The 22,526-nt window shown below is 50.6% G+C and carries 11 protein-coding genes; 5 read left to right on the forward strand and 6 right to left on the reverse strand.

The annotated features are described in order from the left end of the window. The first annotated feature begins 302 nt into the window (after positions 1-302). The 5 genes from Pla144_RS09260 to Pla144_RS09280 all read left to right on the forward strand — a co-directional run bounded on the left by Pla144_RS09260 (position 303) and on the right by Pla144_RS09280 (position 10,057). Positions 303-608, forward strand: coding sequence for a hypothetical protein (locus Pla144_RS09260; RefSeq protein ID WP_197530524.1), 306 nt, complete (start codon positions 303-305; stop codon positions 606-608). A gap of 7 nt (positions 609-615) precedes the next feature. Beyond that, a complete protein-coding gene (locus Pla144_RS09265) occupies positions 616-2,073 on the forward strand; it encodes a sulfatase (protein ID WP_231936256.1) in 1,458 nt (485 codons plus the stop codon). 112 nt (positions 2,074-2,185) lie between these two features. After that, entirely contained in the window at positions 2,186-4,051 is a 1,866-nt protein-coding gene (locus Pla144_RS09270; protein ID WP_231936258.1) for an endo-1,4-beta-xylanase, read from the forward strand. A gap of 71 nt (positions 4,052-4,122) precedes the next feature. Next, positions 4,123-7,659: a glycosyl hydrolase gene (locus tag Pla144_RS09275; RefSeq protein ID WP_197530525.1), complete on the forward strand. Its 3,537-nt coding sequence runs from the start codon at positions 4,123-4,125 to the stop codon at positions 7,657-7,659. Between the two features lie 106 nt (positions 7,660-7,765). Next, positions 7,766-10,057 carry a glycoside hydrolase family 3 N-terminal domain-containing protein gene (locus tag Pla144_RS09280; RefSeq protein ID WP_146450348.1) on the forward strand — a complete coding sequence of 764 codons (2,292 nt, stop codon included), beginning with the start codon at positions 7,766-7,768 and terminating at the stop codon, positions 10,055-10,057. Positions 10,058-10,101: 44 nt separating this feature from the next. Here Pla144_RS09280 and Pla144_RS09285 read toward each other — a convergent pair whose 3' ends face one another. The 6 genes from Pla144_RS09285 to Pla144_RS09310 all read right to left on the reverse strand — a co-directional run bounded on the left by Pla144_RS09285 (position 10,102) and on the right by Pla144_RS09310 (position 22,330). Further along, positions 10,102-11,493 (reverse strand): sulfatase family protein, encoded by a 1,392-nt coding sequence (locus Pla144_RS09285; protein ID WP_146450351.1) that lies wholly within the window; start codon positions 11,491-11,493, stop codon positions 10,102-10,104. Positions 11,494-11,547: 54 nt separating this feature from the next. Then, positions 11,548-14,202, reverse strand: a complete 2,655-nt coding sequence (locus Pla144_RS09290; protein ID WP_146450353.1) for an alpha-L-rhamnosidase — start codon at positions 14,200-14,202, stop codon at positions 11,548-11,550. A 60-nt stretch (positions 14,203-14,262) separates the two neighbouring features. Next, positions 14,263-15,696, reverse strand: a complete 1,434-nt coding sequence (locus Pla144_RS09295) for a hypothetical protein (protein WP_146450355.1) — start codon at positions 15,694-15,696, stop codon at positions 14,263-14,265. Between the two features lie 238 nt (positions 15,697-15,934). After that, on the reverse strand, positions 15,935-17,827 hold the full coding sequence (locus tag Pla144_RS09300) for a hypothetical protein (RefSeq protein WP_146450357.1): 1,893 nt from the start codon (positions 17,825-17,827) through the stop codon (positions 15,935-15,937). Further along, positions 17,811-20,297 carry a BNR repeat-containing protein gene (locus Pla144_RS09305; RefSeq protein ID WP_197530526.1) on the reverse strand — a complete coding sequence of 829 codons (2,487 nt, stop codon included), beginning with the start codon at positions 20,295-20,297 and terminating at the stop codon, positions 17,811-17,813. The genes Pla144_RS09300 and Pla144_RS09305 overlap by 17 nt, the downstream gene beginning before the upstream one ends. A gap of 110 nt (positions 20,298-20,407) precedes the next feature. Then, entirely contained in the window at positions 20,408-22,330 is a 1,923-nt protein-coding gene (locus Pla144_RS09310; protein WP_146450361.1) for a family 78 glycoside hydrolase catalytic domain, read from the reverse strand. Positions 22,331-22,526: the final 196 nt, after the last annotated feature.

Raw genomic sequence — 22,526 nt, forward strand, 5'->3', positions numbered from 1 at the left:
GAAGTGGATCCACCACATTTTGTAAGAATTCTTGTCCAATGTTGGGCTTTTTGGAAGTGAAACGATGGCGAATTAGCGGTCCTGAGCCACTATTGTTATTTTGTTCTCTTTATTAGCGTTGCTCGTAGGAAGCTTGCTCCCAATCTGACTCGTCCGTCAATTAAGTGAGAACGATCCTTCCAATAGCTATTTGGACTGGCTGAGTAGGGATTCCAGGAAAAACTAAGTAGTCCGCCCCGAGAGGCGAGAAGAAGTAGCACAAAAATATGTTTTGGAAACATCACAAATTCGCACACCCTCTAATGGTCGCTGTCGACTTGTCGGTGGGAGCGACCAGGGCAGAGCCCCAGTTTTCTAATTCGGTTGTCTCAAACGACCTCGACTTCATCCATGACGGCGACTGTAACGCGCGCGAGTCGTTTTATTACATTCCGCTCGGCCGACGAGAGATGCCCGGCTCTGGTGCTTTGTTCGCTGCCCCTGACAACTTCAATGATCCGCACATGGCCCCACAATTGGCCTATGGATTGTGGATTGGCGAATTCGGCAATTATTCGTTCCTGATCCGCAACCATTATGACCACTGGGCTGCTCAACAAGAGCACTAGTCTTGATATGAAACACCTTACTGTTTTCATCTACCTGTTGCTTTCTTTTTCAACTCCCCTTGCGTTGGCGAGCGAGAAAAAAAATATCCTAGTTTTCTTCATCGATGATTTGCGACCAGAATTAGGTTGCTATGGCCAGGACTACATCAACAGTCCGAATATCGATGCCTTGGCCTCAGATGGAGTGCTATTTAACCGAGCTTATTGCCAACAAGCGATTTGCGCACCTTCTCGTGCCAGCATGATGGCGGGGCAGCATCCGGATACACTCGGCATTTACGATCTGACGTCCCCGCTGCGTCGTACGATTCCCGATTCAATGACCATGCCCCGGTACTTCTTTGAAAACGGATACGAGACCTTGTCGTTCGGCAAGGTTTACCATCATCACACCGACGATAGAGAGTATTGGACTGACCTGCCCGATGTCCCCGGCGAACTTTATGCGAATCCAAGATCGCTTGAATCTATCGCACTGCTAAAGACACAAGCAAAAACACGAGGGGTGAAAGGGGTGGCGTTAGGCCGAGCAGCGCGAGGACCTGCGTTCGAAGCGGCCGACGTTGAAGACGACGCCTATCGGGATTGTGCAGTCGCCAATCAGGCGATTAATGCGTTGCAACGTAGCAAGGACAAGTTGTTTTTCATGTGCGTCGGGTTCGCCAAACCGCACCTGCCCTTTTCCGCGCCCCAAAGATATTGGGACCTCTACCGACGCGAACAATTCATTGTGCCAGAACGCAAACTGCCGCAAGGAGCTCCTTTGCTTGCCTTTACAAGCTGGGGAGAATTGCGGCTCTACCAGGGAATACCTCAGGAAGGACCGCTGAGTGACGAGCAAACTCAAGAATTGATGCATGGATACGCCGCATGCGTCAGCTTCGCCGACGCCCAAGTGGGAAAAGTCATGGCCGAACTCGATCGATTGGGTCTGCGCGACAATACTATTGTCGTCTTGTGGGGTGACCATGGTTACAAACTGGGTGAATATGGTCTCTGGTGCAAGCATACGAATCTCGAACTAGATACACGTGTGCCATTGATCCTCTCTGCTCCCGGATTTGCCAAAGGGGAACGCACCGAAGCTCTAGTGGAGATGGTTGATGTATTTCCAACCTTAGTCAAGCTCACCGGTGGCGATATTCCTGAATCCTGCGAAGGAACAAGTCTTGAACCAGTGTTGAAGGATCCAGGCGAAGCGACTCGCCCCTACGCGCTAAGCCAATATCCTCGAGGTACCAAGATGGGCTACAGTTTACGAACCGATGGTTGGCGCTACACCGAATGGGTAAATATAGAAAACAAGAAAATCATAGCAAGAGAGCTTTACGATCATCGCGACTCCCAGGAGTCATCACGCAATCTCGTTGAGTTACCCGAATATGCGGATTTAGTTTCTACCCTTTCGAAGCAACTCGATACGCATCAAAGAACCGCGGCAAGGAAAGTGAAGGCAGGGCAGTAGCTTCTTTTTGTATGACCATCATGGTTTCACACTTTAGGAAAGATCTCCATATCTGACTCACATCTGCATGATGACAAATACCTTTACCAGAGAACATCATACAAGCATCATCGTGACTCATAGAGACCAGAAGCTGGCGGTCTTCTTCGTGACGGTTTCATTGCTGATGGGAAGCGTCGTCCATGGGGTCGAGTCAATCACACTACCCCAAGGCGGTGAGGATGCTATTGAGTTCAGCCAAGATGAATCGTTGCAGTTGCGTAAGATAAACGTCGAGGCGAGCGGGGAGTGGATTTCCATCGAGGGCATGCCTTTCGAGCAGGCTTATCAAGTTGAGTCGGGCACGCGATATTGTGATGCCAAAAACATTCAGGTGTTCGTCCCGATACGAAAAACGATCCGGAAGGGCGATGTTCTGCTGATATCCTTCTGGATGCGTCGCCCCAACGCCGGTGGTCAACCCAACAACGCCTACTTCTCGGTCAATGCTGGACCCAATACGCCGGGGTATGTGTACAAGCTGTCAGCCTATCGCGAGTGGAAGCAGCACGTGCGCTCGTTCGTTGCTCCTCTGGACTACGACCTCACGAACAGCAGCATCCGAATCGATCTAGGCGAGGCGGGGACGGTTGCCGAGGTCGCAGACCTGCGGCTTGTCAACTACGGCCCCCATTGCGACCCCACTACACTTCCCAGATCGACGGTGAATTACCCGGGACGCGCTGCCGACGCGGCATGGCGCAAAGAGGCGTTGAAGCGAATCGAGAATATCCGTAAGGGCGACATCGCAATCCGAGTCGTCGACGCCCAAGGAGACCCAGTTGCCAACGCGAGCGTCACTATCACCATGCAGAAGCATGCCTTTGGATTCGGCAGCGCTGTCAATTCCGAAGTGCTTGGGGCCGACAAGAGCGAATTCCCGATCCAGCCGAAGAGGAAGGTGACCGTCACCTGGGAGGACGCTCAGAAATATCGTGAAATCGTCAAGAAGTATTTTGACCGCGTGACGTTCGAGTCCGAGCTGCGCCCCGGCAATTGGAAACTGATGAAAAGCGGCGATCCGCAATGGAGCCGCAAGCATCGGATCCTGATGGAGAAAACCCTTCCCTGGTTGAAAGCCAACGGGATCGCTGCGCGCGGGCACTACATCGGGTGGGCGCCGATGGATTTCAACGAAGTTGAAAAGCGCTTCTTAGGCGACCCCGAGGGGCACCGAGCGTGGCTGTGGGAGCACATGGCCGACGTGTTGCCCAAGACGTCCGAGTTTGTGACTGAGTGGGACACCATCAATCACATCGTCGGCTGGGGAAAGCACACCTACGAGATTGAATACGGTGGCCCCGAAATTTATTCCGAAATCCTCGCCGAGGCACGACGCCTAGCGCCCGATGCGACCCACGCGATCAACGAGGGCAAGGTCCTGCCCGATGGCTACAAACGCGAGCCCTACAAACGCATCATCAGGTTCCTGGACGAGCAGGGTCAGGCACCGGACATCGTTGGGTTCATGGGCCATTTTGACCTTTCTACTTTAACGCCCCCCGAAGAGTTGCTGGAGGTCTACGACGACTTCGCCAAGATTGCGCCACGGTTGCAGTTAAGTGAGTTTGATGTCGAAGCGGGCGACGACGAAGCGTTGCAAGCGGATTACTACCGAGACGTCATGATCGCAACGTTTAGCCACCCAAACTTTGAAGCGATCGTCCAATGGGGGTTTTGGGAGAGGATGCACTGGAAACCAGCTGCTGCGATGTGGCGCGAAGACTGGACCGTGAAGCCTTGCGGCAAGGTTTTCGTCGACTTAGTCGCCAACCAGTGGTGGACGAACCAAACCCTGACGACCGACCCGCAAGGCGAATGCCAGCTACGGGGATTCTTGGGTGATTACTCAGTGATCGTAAAGCATGAAGGCAAGACAACGAAGGAGAAAACTGTACTAAACCGTGAGGGCACACAGATTCTGGTTCAATTAGAGTAACTTCGGCCTAGTTCACCAACAACGAGAAGTAAGAGACGTCCGAAAGCTGGGCTTTCAGAGGACAATACACAATGTCTCCTAAAAAAGGTTTTACACTATACAGCACCGAAACAACCAATTGCACAATGAGACTGATTCTTACACTTATTCTTATTATCTCAGTATCCATCACTCGGTTATACGCAAGTGATGCACTTGAGTCGGGGTTCACAAATCCGCCTTCTTCTGCAAAGGCCCGGACATGGTGGCATTGGATAAACGGAAATATCACAAAGGAAGGTATCACCGCCGATTTGGAAGCGATGAGGCAGGCAGGAGTCCAAGAGGCTCAAATCTTTAATGTCAATTTGGGAGATCCCCAAGGGCCCGCCGCTTACTTAAGTCCGGAATGGCTGGATCTGTTTAAACATGCCGGATTGGAAGCGAAACGGTTGGGCCTTGAGCTCGGATTCCACAATGGGGCCGGTTGGTCTTCAAGTGGAGGCCCCTGGATTACACCTGAACACGCCATGCAAACATTGGTCTCCAGCCAGATCACTCACAAAGGAGGCAAGCCGTTCAAAGCCCGCTTGCCTCAACCTGACACTCGATTAAACTTCTACAAGGACATTGCCGTCCTAGCCTTTCCAATACCAAAAAGCAATCAACGAATCGACAATTTGGATTTTAAAAACTTATCGGGCAGAATTCGCAATCACTTGATGCCTGACGCCAAAATAATTCCAACGGCAGCTCTAATCAAGAAATCGGAGATTGTCGACTTGACCGTCAAGGTCACGGATGACGGATACCTGGAATGGAACGCCGCGGAAGGCGAATGGGTGATACTACGATTGGGCCACACCCCCACAAGCAAGAAGAACCATCCCGCCGCCTTCGGTGGACACGGATTGGAGTGCGATAAAATGAGCCGAAAAGCTGCTGATGTGTTTTGGGAAGGAGGCATCGACCCCATCCTAGAAAAGTTGGACTCGCTGGTCGGTTCTGTTCTGACTAACTGCCTCATTGATAGCTACGAAGTCGGCACGGCCAACTGGACATCGGGTTTTGACAAGGCGTTCAAGCGGTTTCGCGGTTATGACTGCTTGCCCTTCTTGCCAACACTTGCGGGCTACTACGTTGAGAGTGGAGAAATCACAGAACGCTTCCTCTGGGATTTTCGTCGCACCATTGGTGATTTGATGGCGGAGAATTATTACGCCTATTTTCGCCAACGTTGTCATCAACATGGAATGAATTTCTCGGTTGAACCCTATTGGGGGCCATTCGACAGCATGCAAGTTGGCGAAACCGGGGATATCATCATGTGTGAATTCTGGAGCGGAAATGTGGCCTTTTTTGATTCTCCGAAATTCGTGGCCTCCATTGCGAAATTGAACGGCGATTCGATTGTTGGTGCCGAAGCCTTTACTGGAATGGGGGGGTGGACGCAGCATCCCGCAACGATCAAATCCATTGGAGACAAAGCGTGGGCGCAAGGGATCAATCGATTCATTTTCCATAGCTATGTTCATCAGCCATGGGATGTGGGTCCCGGTTTGACGTTGAGCTACCATGGTCTTGAATTCAACCGGTTGAATACCTGGTGGGACCAAGGAGTAGCATATCTGGATTATGTTGCACGGTCTCAATTCTTGCTCCAACAGGGCAGTAGCGTGGCCGATATTCTACTGTTCACTGGTGAAGCGTCACCCAATAACGCGCTGCAGATGCCAGAGATTAAAGCCATGGGATACGACTATGATCTTATAGGTGTTAACAAAATAGGATCATTGTCAGCAAACGACGGGCTAATTCGCACAAAGGCTGGAGGATCTTATCGAGCACTAGTGCTACCCGAGACCACATGGATAAGACCTGAAACACTCAAGAAATTACAGGAACTGGCTGAAGCCGGGGCAACAATTCTCGGTCCCAAACCTCAAAAATCTCCCAGTCTTCACAACTATCCCGAATGTGATGAACAAGTAACTCAACTATCAGACAAACTGTGGGATGCAGGTTTAATCAAAGAAGACTCAATCGTAGACCTGTTTACAAGAGAATCTTTTCCTCCTGACTTTGATGTCGAGAACAGCACCCGGGAGGATCTTGATTTCATTCACCGAAAGCTGAATGAAGTCGATATTTATTTTGTTGCCAACTCTCGAAAGGAAAAGCGTCAGGAGCAGTGCCGGTTTCGAGTAACGGGAAAACAGCCCGAACTATGGGATGCTGAAACTGGACAAATCACAAACGCATTGGTCTGGCAGGACAATGGTGATGGAACCACCAGTATTCCTGTCCAGTTTGATTCGGAAGACTCAATTTTTGTTGTGTTCAGGAAATCACTTTCCTCTTCTGGGCACATAATTGAATCCACAATAGAGCTTGATCGACCCCCAGCAGCGCCGCTTCCAAGTTTAAAAATCATCAAAGCTGAGTACGGTACGTTTTTACAAGAAGGTTTGGTCGATGTCACTCAGTTCGCGGCCAAAGCCGTCAAAGACAACCAACTCTACATGATCGCAAACAGAGAACTCTGCGATTGTGATCCAGCTCCTGGCTACAAGAAAGAACTCCGAATCAAATACAAGATCGGAGATTCCATCCACGCGACTTGTGCTATGGAACAGGAAGCCGTTGACATCGACGCCGGTGACGAAGGCGAATTGAAAGTACTGCGAGCCGTATTCGGAAAGTTTGACAGAACAACCCATGGCGTACCTTTCTCTAGTCCCGCATCGGATGTTACCAAAAAAATAGAATCTTTAGTCATGTCAGGAATTATTCATATTGCGATAGACGACGGATTGATTGGTGGCCCGTCCGGTCAGGGTAAAGATAAAGAGTTACGCATCGTTTATTCGACCGATGGTGAGCTACGGACGAGTACTATACCTGCGGGTCGAAATCTTAATTTAACGCGGAGTGTTCCCGAGCCAGCTTTTGTTTTTAAGGATGATGAAATTAATTGGGTTACCCCTTATCCGGGACAGCTGACTTACAGAACTTCTTCAGGTGAATCTGAAACGATTTACGTAAAAACAGTGCCCAAACTCGTTGAATTCACCGGCCCATGGGACGTAAGCTTTCCCGCTAATCTTGGAGCACCCGCACTTGCCATATTCGACGAATTGACTTCATGGTCTTCCTCGTCTAATGAGGGAATACGTTATTTCTCTGGAACTGCTAATTACAAACAGCTTTTCGTTCTTCCCAAGCATCTGATTCGTACCGGGATCTCACTGGAATTGGATCTGGGGAGTGTTCGTATGATTGCGGAAGTCGTGGTGAACGGGAAGAACCTGGGGATATTGTGGAAGGCTCCATTTAGATTAAATTTGGACGGTATTGTAAATGAAGGGGCAAATACTCTTGAGGTAAGAATTACCAACCTTTGGCCGAATAGACTGGTTGGTGATGAACATTTACCCCAGGACTTTGAACGGAAAGGCCCTAATGTTAAAAACTGGCCTAGTTGGCTTTTGAATGAGACAAAACGCCCATCTGAACGTGTTGCTTTTACCGCCTATAAACACTGGAGTAAAGATGCCACTTTACAATCTTCGGGCATGTTAGGTCCTGTAACAATACGTCCCTATGTACGCGTCAAAGTAAAACATTGAGGGGCAGGCGTAAAATCTAGCATTTGGTAAGACATCGACATTGCTCCAAAGCAAGGGAAATGCAAATTGCCTTCTGAATAGCTTGCCAATATATAAGGAAACAAGAATGAAGACTCTCTGCACGAAAAAACGGGTGAGCATTTCAATTGTTCTATTCGCCACGATTATCAACCCCTCTTGTGCAGCCCCCGGTGCTGCTTATCAAGATGCATCTTTGCCGGTTGAAAAAAGGCTAGACGATTTGCTCAGCCGCATGACCCTGGAAGAAAAAGTGGCTCAGATGCGGATGTTCCACGCGAATTTGGGGATCCGATTCAGCGACGATGACCAGCTAATATTATCGGAAGATGTCCAGAACCGACTAGCACAAGGTATTGCCGGAATCAAAAATCCAGGAGAGCATTTGACGCCTGAACGAGCGGCATTGCTCAACAACCAACTTCAAAAATACACCATCGAAAATAGTAGACTTAATATACCAGCTCTGTTTGTCACCGAATCCTACAACGGAGTAGATGCTCACGGCAGCACCCGCTTTGGCCGGCCGATCAATATGGCGGCGACCTGGAATGTGGAACTAACCCGCAGCATCTGGGATGCGATTGGGCGTGAGGCGCGTTTGCGGGGAATGCACATGTGCCATTCTCCAGAAGCGGACATAGTACGAGATCCAAGATTCGGGAGAATGAGTGAAGCGTTTGGCGAAGATACTTACCTAACAACTGAAATGATCGTGGCCGCAGTAACTGGTGTACAGGGAGGCTACGACGGAACCGGGCGTAATACCACACATATCGGTGCGGTGACTAAGCATTTTGCTGGTTATGGTCAGGTTCTAGGAGGAACCAATTTTGCCGCGATTGAAATTTCTCCGCGCACTTTGCGAGACGAAATATTCCCGCCATTTCAAGCCGCAGTGCAACGAGCACACACGCTAGGCATTATGGCTTCGCATGGAGACATTAACGGAGTAGCCAGTCATGCGAACCCGTGGCTTCTTACCGAAGTATTGCGTGGGGAGTGGGGCTTTCAGGGCTACGTGGTGTCCGATTCAAATGATATTGCCCGCCTGCACTCTTTCATGAAAGTAGCCGAAACACCGGAAGCTGCCGTGAAAATGGCGATTAAGGCTGGAATGAATGTTGATTTGTACAGCGACATTGCCTTTTCACTGCTGCCAAAAATGGCGAAGCAGGATGCCAGGCTGATGAAGTACATTGACCGTTCAGTGAGCCATGTACTGCGCACTAAGTTTATCCTGGGTCTCTTCGACAACCCCTACATCAAGCTCGACGAAGTAAAGCAGGGTGTCCGTGCATCGTCCTCGCTCGAGCTAGCGAAACGCATGGATGAAGAATCGATCATTTTATTGAAGAATAAGAAGAAGACACTTCCGCTGATTAAGGAAAAAGTCGGAAAAGTAGCCTTGCTCGGGCCGTTGCTCAATGACAGCACAAAGGCTGCATTTGAAGCAGCCGCCGGTTCGGCTGTAGAGTTTTCAGCGGAAAAAGGTTTCAAGCTGACCAATGAAGTGCGAGGCGTTCCAGAGCTGACCAAGAATAATGAACAGGCCATAGAGAATATGGTCTCGATGGCACAAGAGGCAGATGTGGCCGTACTCTTCCTAGGCGGAGACGAGTTTACGGCTAAAGAGGCATTTTTTAATGGTGCGCTTGGCGACCGCGATAGTATTGATCCTGTTGGACAGCAGGATGAATTGATGCGGCAAGTCAAAGCTGTGGGTAAGCCAGTTGTGGTTGTGCTCAAGCATCGCCGCACGCTTTCCATCAGCGTCATCGCTGAAGAAGCCGATGCAATTCTCGACTGCTGGGACCTGAGCGAGTTTGGCGATGAAGTGCTGGCTAAAATGATGTTTGGCGAATTCTCCCCGTCGGGCAAGCTGCCGGTCACGGTACCACGCTCAATCGGCCAGCTCCCATTCCACTACAGCCAGAAAGAGATTAACTACAAAAAAGGATACTTGTTCTCCAAGCCTGGTCCCTTGTTCGCCTTTGGGCATGGCCTAAGCTACACTTCTTTTAAATACGCCAATCTGAAACTTTCGGACCATGAATTGGCGCGGGATGGCAAATTGGTGGTCAGCGTCGATGTTTCCAATACTGGTGAATTTGCTGCCAAGGAAGTCGTTCAGCTCTACGTGAAGGATTTGATCGGCTCTGTAACCCGCCCCGACAAAGAGCTGAAAGGTTTCCGGAAGATTGAGTTGAAGCCAGGTGAAACCCGCAAAGTAGAATTCACGATCACACCAGACATGCTTGCGTTTACCGGACTGGACATGAAACCGGTTCTGGAAGCGGGAAACTATGACGTAATGGTTGGAACATCCTCCGCAGAACATCAAAAGGCATCATTCCGTCTGAAGTACTGTTTTCGTTAAAGTGTGCGAGGGGTATGGTTGTCGAAACCACTTGGCGTCTTGGTTCAGCGAGCTTTGGCTCTAAGCTCCGCGAAACGAGCCCGCATCTCGGCGAGTAATTCTGCATGTTCTGGAGCAGCTACTAAATCATGCTCTTCTTGCGGATCGCTTATTAGATCGAATAGCTGTTCTCGGTCAAAATCTGGCCAGTAAATATACTTCCAATCCTTTCGCACGAGCGCTTGGGACGATGGGATGAAGCTGATGTTTCGAATAGTTGGATGTTCATAAAAGAACTCATTGCGCCATGGTGACTTCGTGTCTGCAGGATCGGCATCTACGTAAAGAGGGCTGATGTCACGGCCCTGCATAGATTTTGGAGCCGGGATTCCAGCCGCACTAAGAATCGTTGGTGCCAAGTCTACACTTAGTGTGAACTGGTTGTTTGTTTTACCGCGATTTATTTTGGGCATCCGAGGGTCTCGTACAATGAGTGGCACGCGAATGCTTTCTTGATGTGGGTACCATTTGTCGGCTAAGCCGTGCTCAGCATGGTAGTAGCCATTATCCGTTGTGAAAATGACCAAAGTGTTATCCGAAACCCCTTGATTCTTGAGTTCTTCGAGTATGAGACCGCAGGTAGAATCAACTTCCGTGGCCAATCGATAGTAGTTCTTCATCATCGTTTGGAATTTTTCAGGCGTATCGAAACGCCAGTGCCAGCGATTACGTCCCTCGTTCTTTTTGTTGGCAATAAACTCCGGTAAGCGATGAAAAGACCCAGCCGTCGCATTTGGAGGAACTGGGACTGTTACATCTTTGTACAAGTCCATGCTTTGAGGCTGAGGCAGGAATTGGAGTGGATTGTCGTCTTCAGCATGTGTGGCAAAAAACGCAACCGTTAAACAAAACGGTTTCTCGCTTGGTCGAGTGCGAAGAAACTCGAGGGCGTCTTTTTCGTTTCTCTTTGTCACGTGGACTTTTGAGCCGTCGGGCATTTGTGTCCAGTGCTTGCCGGCGTATGAGCGACCGAAATCAAAGTGCTCAGCAGGAAACTTTCCATTGTGCCATTTGCCTACGTGGCCAACATAGTATCCGTTTTCGCTGAGCAACCCTGGATAAGTTTCTGACCAGGGAGTCTTGAAAGAGCCAAATGCTTCGTTGCCATGGCGGGACATCCATTGACCGGTAAACAGAGTAGCCCGGCTGATACCACAAATTGAGGTGGTTACGCAGTTCTCTGTGAACCTCATTCCCTGACTAGCCAATTGGTCCAGCACAGGCGTTTGCACTACTGGATTCCCAGCCGCTCCCAATGTGTCATGTCGCCAGTCATCCGCATAGAGCACCAGTATGTTCATCTGAGGTGCATTTGCCACGACGGTCAGAACGCCACACACTGCTACTTGAACAAAGAAACAGGAGAGTGAGAAAACGAATTGTAGATGTAGTTTCATGTGTTCTATTCTTGGAAAGGATCGGTAGAAATCAAATAGTGCGTCAAGCAAAGTTCACTCACGCCAAACCAACTCACATTCAAAACGATGACGGCCTGCGCCAACCGACTTCGAAGGGCGGCCATCTGGAAATTGAACTGTAGCTGTAGTGTTTGGCGGAACCACGACATTCATTTCAATCATATCTTCAACCTTATTCCAGCTGCTGCTAGCCTCGCCGTATGCAGTTTTGAGTTGAGCTTTTGCTGAAGTGAGCGGGCCAATTATAACCGGACGCACGAAGAAGTGCTTATAACCGGGATTGGCTGGATCGGGAGCGAGCCCAGCGATTCGCTCATACATGAACTGGCCGATGGCACCATAGGCATAGTGATTGAAGGAATTCATTCCCGCGTCGCCAAAGCCGTCCTTGTGGCTGTAGCTATTCCAACGCTCCCACATCGTCGTCGCACCCTGATTAATCGAGAAGAACCAAGAAGGATAAGTCTCCCTGAATAGTAGTGAATATGCGATATCCAAATGGCCGGTTTGATCGAGCACCTGAGTGATGGATGGAGTGCCAAGAAAACCAGTACGCAAATGACCATCAGCTTCATCAATAAGTTGAACGAGGTGCGTCGCAGCCTGCTCTTGAAGATCGGAGGGAATCAAGTCAAAAGCGATCGCAAGAATGTATGCGGTTTGTGTTTCCGGTGCATTACGAAGTTTTCCCTTCGCATCAAAAAAGTGGGCCACGAAGGCTGCTTTCGTGGCAACAGCTTCAGCACTGTACTTATCCGCATCAGAATTCTTTCCTAGCACGCTGGCAGCATCAGCTAGAATCTGAACGCTTTGGGCGTAGAAAGCCGTAGCTAATAAGTTGTGAGGAGTATCGCCCTTGTTGTTGGGTGCGTAGGGTTGGAGCCAGTCCCCAAAGCCAGCTACATTCTCGACAATCCCCGCTTGAGCATGCTTGCGGTACCACCCAACGACCCGCTCCATCATTTCATAATTATCGGCTAATAACTCCTTGTCTCCTGTTCGAATATACACCTGCCAAGGAATGATCGTGGCTGCATCCATCCAACCAGGACTTCCACCACGGTTATCTAATACGTCGGGGATTACGTGGGGAACACGGCCATCCTGGAATTGATCATCTCGCATGGACCTGAGCCAGCTTTTCCAAAACGCATGACAGTCATAGTTGAACATGGCTGTCGGGCAGAATACTTGTGCGTCGCCGGTCCATCCACAACGCTCGTCTCGTTGAGGACAGTCAGTCGGTATGTCTAGGAAATTGCCCCGCTGTCCCCAGGTTATATTGCTTTGCAATTGGTTGAGTTTTTTATGAGACGATTCAAATACTCCAATAGGATTCAGATTTGTATGCAGGACCAATCCCTTTACCCAGTCGGTCTTTGGCAGTGCTGTCTTGGGTAGTCCCGAGAGCTCCACGTATCGAAATCCGTGGAAGGTAAACGTCGGCTTCCACGAAATCGTTCCTGATTTAGCCGGGGTATAAAAGTCTATCGACTTGGCAGACCGGTAATTCGCTGTGTACATGCTGCCGTCCTGGTTGAGCATTTCAGCAAACCGAATCGTGACCGTTTGATCTTTTTCTACTGGTATTGTTAGCAGTGGCCAACCAACGATATTCTGTCCCAAATCGAAAATAAATCGCCCAGGCTCTGGTTCAGTTATCTTCTGAGTTACTAACGTATCTGTGTGTTGAACCGGCGCAAAAGGTTTAGGTGAAAGTTGGACGGCTCCCAGTTCTTCTCTGGCAACGACCGGATCCCAAGTCGAAGAGTCGAAGCCGGACTTCTTCCAACCAGGCATCTCTTTTCGGGCGTCGTAGACTTCACCGTCGTAGATGCTCGATGCACGGATCGGTCCGTCCACGGTCGCTTTCCATGAATGATCGGTAACTATTAATTCTTTCCGGCCATCATGGTAGGTGAGTTCCAACTGCCCCAGGAATTCAGGGTAGGTGCCATAGAATTGCTTTTGACTCTGCCAACCAATACGTCCAGCATACCAACCATAGCCCAACGACGCTCCTAGAACATTGGCCCCTTTAAGGATACTTTCGGTCACATCATAGGTCTGAGTGTCGATCCGATTCGCATAAGATGTCCAACCGGGAGTAAAAGCATCTTTACCGACTTTTTTACCGTTTAAGTAAACCTCGTACAGCCCTCTCGCTGTCACATAGAGGCGTGCTTGGCTCACTTTGTCGGATACTGTGATCTTGCGACGCAGCAAAGCCACTCTTTCTTCAAACGCATTGGCCCCATCGTCGAGTCCGATCCACTTTGCCTTCCAATCTTCTGATGAGAGCAGTCCAAGCTCGAAATGTGCGGGGGGGCTCCAATCGGAATCCGTCAGGGATTCATCGCGGAACCGAACTCGCCAACTCAGCTGTTGTCGCGAAGCGAGTGATTCACCACCATAGGGAACTAATACTGATTGATCTGACTCGACCCATCCACTGTCCCATACAATTGTTCCCACAAGGATGTCTCGCACCTCGATTTGGTAGGCCGTCTGACGAAGTGTGCCGACAGGGAGTTTCCAGGAAAATGTTGGTGTTGCGTCATAGAATCCTACGGGTTCCACGAACCCCTCACCAACTACCAGTTGTTGCGGAAAAGACGCCCATACCCAGGAACAACTACACACAATCAGTTGGGAAAGAATTGCGGCGGCACATTTTATGTACATCATGGTTATTCCGGGGGAGGCTGAGGTTAAGATTTCGATTAAGTAGCCCTATTCTACGATCGCCTAAGGATTCTGCTGGCCTGACATGTGCAAACTGGAGGTATCGAACCGATTGAGAGACAAGGGAGGTAGCAACAGAACTCCTTCCGGGGTACCACTCACTGTCGATACCTCAGAAAGCACGTTTTCTTCCATCCTAAAAGTCCTCAATTCATTCAGATTTGAAAAAGAAAAGGCTTGATGCTTGAGGAGTTTCGTGTAGGAGGCTCCGTCGACGAAAATGTGCAATGGCACTGCTTTGGTGGTTTTGTTGATCGCGAATACAGTGACTCTACCATTCTTGAAGACAGCGTCCGCGCTGACTGCTTTGACCTTGTCTCCGAGAACTGTTGATTCGACGTGGCTCACCAAGCGCTCACTGCCCTCGAAAATGTCTCGGATAATCTCATATGCTGCTCCGTAACTAGTTCTTGTGTGTGTTTGAGTCTTTTTGTCATAGTTAATCAAAGCATGACTCGCGTTGATCTGAAAGTAGTCAGCGATTGTGAACAGATCGGGGCGCTCAACCATACCCAGATACACGTCGGCCATGCCCAGAATACTAATCGCGTTCTCGCCGCATCCAACGGACCATTCTGTAACCCAGATGGGGCGACCGGGGAAGACTTTCCTGAGTGCTTCCCCCGTTTCAACCATCTCTCGTCCAGCGGCTAGAGTCTTTGCCGCACCGTCACGATTCTCTTTGTTCCTAATGTGCTTGTGCAACGTAACTGCGTCGTAAAAGCGATGCTTTTTTATCTCAAGGTTCCAAGGATTCGTGATAGCCTGACGCCAATGCACGGGGACAGAGACCAAGATGTCCGGATCAGCTTTCTTCAAGACTTCGGTGTGTTGTTTTGCGACCACGATGTATTTGTCAACGTCACTTATTGCCTCACTACGCTGAGTCTTCCAAAACGGCTCATTGCCAAGCTCGATCCACTTGACATCAAAGTTCTTGTCTCGTCGGTCGATCAAACGACGCACTCCTTTTTCGGGACTGTCGTAGTTCACGTTCCATGTAAAGACCACGTCAAAACTAAGCTCCTGATGCAAGGCGTTAAATCCATCGAAGCCATACTTTAGATCCGGATGACCTTTCACCGCGCTATCGTAAGGAGTCTTGTAATCGTCAGTTATTCGCCTCCCATCAGATTCCCAGTCATAAAAGTTAGACCAGACGCCATGAGGAAACCGAAGCGAGCTGGGCTCTAGCTGACGAATCAATTTCTGCGCGCTCGGGTGATTATACCCTGTCTTACCATAGAGTCCTTCAGGCCAATTGCAGTTCAGGCCAAATAGCATGTGATGAACCGGGACTGTCTTCTGCTTCGTATCGATATTAAGCGTTGCACTAAAATTGTTGGTAGGCAAGTCAAATGGGTAGGGAACTTGAGCGAGCCCAACGCTTGCCCAGCAAAGCATGATCGCAATCACATTGCCGGAGAATCGAAACATTCGAGCACTGACTCCTAGAAAGGTCATGGGCTGTACAGAGTTATTATGGGGTGACTTTGATTCGCACGAGTACATACAACGATCTGAATCGTCAGCGATACGCTAGTCCTCAATTTGCTGCTATTCCTCGATTTGACTTTAAATAGCCTTCAGTCTGCCTATTGCATTGAATCGCATCAATATTCCAAAGGGGTCAGGGCCGTTTTGTGCTGGGAACTGCTGCCAGGCATTTCCCATCTTAGTATGCTGCACTGAAGCACAAGTTAAATCTTCGGTTGCCAGAGTTATGTTTCCGACTTCGACACCAAGCAGCTACACTCAGCAAGAGGAAAGTGACACTTGATGGCTCTGGCACCGCCAGCGAGGCACTTTCCATCTCACTCAGCATTGCAGGGGCACCGTAATTATTTTGCCATGCCGCGAGACCAGCTGGTGTGCCATCGTTACGCTGCCAAGCCAAGAAGTCGGCCCCATCGACATCGCCGTCGTGGTCGAAGTCACCGGGGATTACGTCAACCACGGCAGTGATGGCGACATTGTCGATCCAGAGATCGTGGCCGCCGGAACCGTCACCGTCTCCACTCGAGAAAGCCAGCAAAAAATCGACGCTGCCACCCACTTCGAGGGTGTGGTCGGCGAGCCCTAGCAAGGAGTGGCTGATATCGTCATGAGCACTGTTGTCCCAGGCACCAGCAACGCTGGTGATCTCATCGTCAGTTGAGGTGTAAATCACACCGTTGGTGATAGCACCACTAGAGACGCTTAATTCGTAGGCTCGGGCTGCCTTGGGACGGAAGGCGTAGGCATCGAAATGAAAGCCGTCCAAGTCGAGGTCACTCGTGCCATTATTGGTGATCGTGAAGGTGATCGTGCCTCCGGTGGTAGCGTTAGGCAACTCCAGATTTTCATTTTGCACACCCTCCCCGGCTACGGTGCTTGCTGTTGGGGGGCCCGCGAAGGTTCCCCACGTACCGTCGGCACTGGCGCCCCGCCCGTCGACAATATTCCAAGCTTGCTGTTCTGTGGTCGTCACGGCTGACCCGGTGACCCCTGGCGCAAGGACGGATGCAGAGGGATTGGTAGCACTATCCCACGTATCCCAGCCCGCGATCAGAGTGCCGTAGGTAGGCACTATAACCTCCCGCACAAAGCTATCGGCGTCTGCGTTGGTCGGTATCCCGCTGCGTCCCTCGAACAGGGGACGCTGTTCGATCAGCGAGAGCGCGAGGCTGGTGAGCGAATCGGTGTAGGACGTGCCATTAGAAGTTGTCTCTGGGAGGTAATCATAATTGTCGTTGTAGGTGACCGGCAGAAAGACCAGTCGGTCGGACTGCATGCCGTTCTCATAGCCGAGCTCTTGGCCAAGTTTGACCGCTACGCGTCGCGTCGAGGCATACTGCGTCATCGAGTTTTCAGAGCGGGGGATCTGCAAGATGACGTCTTTGTCGATCGTATTGGGATTGGTCCAGAGCCAGTTCAGCAGCGTGCTCTTGTTGTTGGAGTTGTTGAGAAAGTCATCAGCGCTGCCCTCGATCATCACGTGATCGACCAGCGAGTTTGCGCTCCAGTTTTGATTTGCCTGGCTGAAATTGCGAGCGTTCCACATGAGACTGATGTCTTGATGACCGTTGGTGTCCAGCCAACTACGCATGTGCTGGACTTCGGTTTCGGTCCAACTGTACGAATTCCCGCCAGTGGCGTTGTCGTAGAACATGAGGTGATCGAAGTCGTAGTTGTAGGTGTCGGCGAGGTCGAACTGATGTTGCATTTCCTCTTCAATTTCATCAAACGCCAGCTCATTAATCTGGCTGGTGTCACGCGTTACTCCTGAGCGAGGGAGAGGGATCAATGTGTTGTTCACGTGCGAAACCTGTCCAAAAATCGTTCGCCAGTCATTGTTGCTGGCGGGGTCAGTATTGTTGGGTGCGCGGTTGATGTTCACCCCATCCAAGAGGCTGGCCGTCAGCGCCCAGTCATCCAAATTGTTCGCCATCGAGGATTGAGCTAGGTGCGTACCCATCCAGACCTCGTAAGCGAAAGAAGGGGTGGCCAATAAGCCGACAAGCAGCATAGCTACAATGAAGTTCTGCTTCTTTACTAAGTCGTATTTCGCTTTACAGATGTGTTTCATGAAGGTGCGTTTCTCTTGTAAAATTCTTGTAGCCCCTATTCACTAGAAGACTGGTTCCGAACACAATGAGTAATATCGCACTTGGCTCAGGTACAGTTGCTGCAGAAGCAGCTAGCAACTGGGGGGCACCATAATTGCTTTGCCATGCCGCGAGACCAGCTGGTGTGCCATCATTGCGCTGCCACTCCAGGAAGTCCGCCCCGTCGACATCGCCGTCGCCGTCGAAGTCGCCGGGGATGAGAACTGTCAGCGTGCCACTACCAGTGAATCTACTGGTAGTGCCGAACAGCGTGTTCAAGTCCGCAGCGGTGTAGGTGCCCGGCGCGACGGACAGCGTGACGACACCTAGGTTGTTTGCGTTTAGCTCCTGAAATGCCTTGAATGTCGCGTCACTGACTAGAGATATCTGACTATTGGCGTCAACATTGAGAATCTGCAAGGTTGCCAGTGGCAGTTCCAGATCGCTGGAGATGAACTGCAGGATGCCCTTATCAAGAAGGATGGAACCGGTGAAATCGCCGTCGGTGTCCGCTGCGTCGAACCCCCAATGGTTATCGATGTCTTGTGTATTTAGACCAAACTTCAACATGCCGTTACCACTAATTTCATCAAAAACAAAAGCTGCGTCTCCTCCAGGATCTAACTGCTGGCGAATCAAGAGTTCTGCGTTCAACTCAAGCTCTCCTATAGTCGCCTGTTGACCGTCCACGCGTTGTCCGAAAAGCGTGTCGCTGTTGACGACCATTCGCGAAATCGAAATGTTTGTGCCAGTGTGGTTGATCAATTGTGGGCTGGTTCCTTGTAGCACCAACGTGCCCGCAAACACACTAGTGCCACTTGTACTTGGAGTGCGAGCGTTCAGTCCATCAACGACAAATATGTTGCCCGGAAAATAGCCATTCAAATCAGCCAGCGACGTGCCTCCGGTGGGAGCGTCAAACCACAACTCGGCAGATAAGATACTTGTGCCACCGGGATGACTTGCTTGCAGGTAATAAGTAGTCTCCACGTGTTCCGAGATATTAAACTCAAGCACGTGGAGCGGGCTGCCGGTTGGGATCGTTTCAGAACTGGTCGTAGCTCGTTCTTGAAGGAACACCGAGAGAATCCCTTCCTCCGTCAACCGCACTGGGTCTAAAAGCGGATCGCCTTCATAATCCGTTTCGTCCTTGTAAAGGATTTGCCAATCTGTGAAACCATTTATTGTTTTTTCAGCGCCCGCTACGATTAGGTTGCGACCTGATCTGTAGATGCCTAAGAGATTGCCATTGGGATCGACCCCGATCTTGGGACGGCTACCTACCGGCTCATCTACGGGCAATCGGTTGACGTTCCAGATCCCGGATACTGGGTCGCGATAATAATGGTGATAAGCGGCATCAACCGTGTCGTACGTGGCGTCACCGGGCTGCCATTCAAAACCGGGTTCTTGTCGACGATGTCGCATCAGTGCGTGGACTCTGCCCTCCTGATCGACGACTTGGCCCTGCTGGTTGATCAAAGCTTGTTGGTAATTCAGGTCGACGATCTTTATGCCGGGGGAATTCAGGCTGATGATGCTTCCGAGACCTACGCCAGCATTGTTTTTCCAGGTCACACCAGCATCATCGCTATAGGCGTAGTTGATGTCGTGGTTTGCGTTCGTTGCCTGTTCACGCCAAGTCCAAGTGATGTGCATCATTCCTTGGGTGTCGATGTCGAACCCGTTTAGGTACGCGTTGCGCGCAAGCGAGGGTTCCTGACCCACAGGATCGGTTTCATCGGTATAACTCCCAAGTCGCCCATCGGTGAATTGATGTGGAGCATTCCAAATGCCGGTCTGCGAGTTGTAGGTTGCGATATAGTGGTCGCCATCTTGGCTAACGCGATCACGGTAGGTAAAGACCAGGTCATCCCCCACATTGGTAAATCGAGGATAAGTGACCTTCGGAATCTGAGCGCCATTGACGTTCAGTGCATCGCGTTCTGGCTTAAAACCCGCTTGATTCCAAATGTTACTCGCACTCGTCGCGAAGCCGGGATCCGTGGTTAGGTAACGCAACTCGTCAACGTGCTGGTCGAAACTGAGATGGATTCGTCCATCGCCAGAGATACCCAGGGAGATGCTATTGTGCCCATCCCATCGGCGGCTATCTGAAGAGGCAGTCGCGTCGCCGTTTTCCAAACCGGACCCGGTATCAATCGTTTCCCAGGTAGTTCCGCTCAAATCGCGACGCGATACAAAGATATCTTCGTCGCTCGAGCCATTGTGGTACCAGGCCGTATACTGATAGCCCCCGTGCGTAATCAGTGCCTCTTGCTGAAATGTGGTGCCATTGAGTATGCGGCCGAATGAGCCGCTTGTGGGCATCACCAACGCATTGGAGTCCAGTACCATATCGTGCACGGGAGTGACGATGAGCTGCGCTGTCGCTTGAGATATCGACTGACAAAAGAAGAGAACTGTGCAGGCCTGAAGGATGCTTGCCATAAAAGTTTTAACTAGACAATGCAAACTAGGTCTAGTCGCGGCTTTTATTTTGCATCTGACGTATCGGCGCATGAGAAACCCCACCCTCTGCTCTGCTCCGGGAAAAACCTCTACAATTGGCTCGCAGACTGTTCAGTAGTTTGCTGCAATTCTACCGAACGGAGTTCGACAATCGATTCGCCTGTCAGATCCTCCTTGAGAATCCAATAGCCGTCTTCCATTTTGGCTTCGACGAGTTGACCGTTAACGAATACGCTATCGGTGCCAGGCACCGTCGGCACGTGAACTGAAGCAGACATGTTGTCGGGCAACTTCAGTTCCATTTCAAAAAAGTTCTTGCGATTCCAATCGACAGAGACTGGCCCATATGGCGTAGGTATGATGCCTCGGGCGAAATCTAGGCCGCTTGGATAAGGGCGAATAATCGCACGGCTCCAACCTGGCTCAAGAGGTTCGGCGCCCAGAACATATCGCGGCAACAGATTGGCAGGAGCTGCTCCCCAGGCATGATTCCAGTCAAGGTTTGGTTTAACGGACTCGTTCCATGCTTCCCATGTGATCGTCGCGTCGGAGTCGAGCATGTGACGCCAACTCCTCTTCCCGGGCGCGATGATGAGTTTAACTGCGGTCTCACCGGCTCCATTCTTAAAAAGGCAATCCAGTAAATATTGGGCAGCGTATGTTGAGCACTGCATGCCACGATTTGTAAGCCAGTCCACCACATGCTGGCGGTCTTTGGTTTCGACGAGCCCAAAGGCAAGCGGGAAAAAATTGGCGTGCTGCGAGTGATGATCCACGCCAAGTCCGTCGCGAAAGAGACCTGCCTCCACGTCAAATAATTGATCGTAAAAAATCTGCCTAACCCGCTCTGCATGATCTTTGTAGCGTTTTGCGTCAACTTCGGAACCGGCCACATCAGCGAGCTCAGCCATTTTTTCAATGGCAGCAAAGTGAAACGCATTGATAACGGTATTCACCTCCGTCCGGACGTAGCCGTCGCGTTCGGGAGGCGGCCAATCGACGATATCGTTCCATTCTCTCTGCAATTCATCGCTGTGAACAAGTCCGGAGTCGCCACACCGTTCAATGAGCGTTTTAGTTTTTAAGTTTTCGTACCGCTGAGAAATCCACTGATCATCGCCATTACGCATCCAGTCAGCATGTGCCATAAAAACCATGTGTGGACCCCATTCGGATGGCCAAGTGGGATACGCCGTTAGCCAGTCAAAAGTCTGGCGCGCCATAACTGGATCACCGTCCACATAGTAGTGACTCAATTGATTTAGGTAGGCATCAGCCTCGTAGGGAATGCGCTCCCGATCACCGTCCACGTACACTCCCGCAAACATCGTCGCCTTAATTGAATAGCGGCAAAGCTCCCAAACGCGGTTGAGAGTTTCGTTTGAGCACACGAATGCGGCAGAGTTCTCATCCCAATGCTTAGGGAAAGCTGCTCTACGCACGATTTGGTTGGCGCTCAAAGCATCGGGCAAGCCCTCGATCTCGACCCATCGAAATGGTGTAAGAACGCCCCACTCCGGGGGAGTTAACACTGCTGGCGGTGTAGGCTTGCCGTATCGTCCAATCTCTGCTGTCTGCTGAGTGTTCCTTTCGTCGGCTGGTGGAGCGATAACCGTTGTCGCGCCGGGGGTGATTTCCACCTCAACCTCGCTGCATCGCACAGTGCCTGGAGGCTCACGATCGATCAAACCGTCTAGCAGTTTCTCGCCAAAACGAACCTTCAGGGTGCCCTCGAAGTCTGCGGGTGATGTCAACTCAAGATTCCCGAAGGCAACTCGCCCGAAATCGATTAGCACTACGTCAGAGTCTACCAATTTTATAGTTTGCGGAGATTGCCGAGTAATCGCGACAGTCTCACGAGCAGGGGGCTTTGAGGGATCGAGCTTTGGTAAGGAGGCTCGCATCGCAACTTTACTCACCTGGGACGACTTGAATGGGTCTGCATTGACAAGCGGCATGAATGCCAACTGCACCACCAGAGCTAATGCGAAAATCCAAGCAGGTTTAATCACGAAAACTTTCACCTATGCACATTCCTTAATCACAACTTGTAGTGGCATTCGAATTGTATTGCTAAAAAACGTGAAAGAAGACTATTTCGTGTGGGGCCTGCTCCGATCAGACCAAAAAGATCAATAGAGAGACGAGCACCGCAGTAGCTGCTTTATTTCTCGTAGATACTTAGAAGTCGGCGTGACGTCCTCACGG

The sequence above is a fragment of the Bythopirellula polymerisocia genome, assembly GCF_007860015.1.
In the GTDB taxonomy this organism is placed as follows: domain Bacteria; phylum Planctomycetota; class Planctomycetia; order Pirellulales; family Lacipirellulaceae; genus Bythopirellula; species Bythopirellula polymerisocia.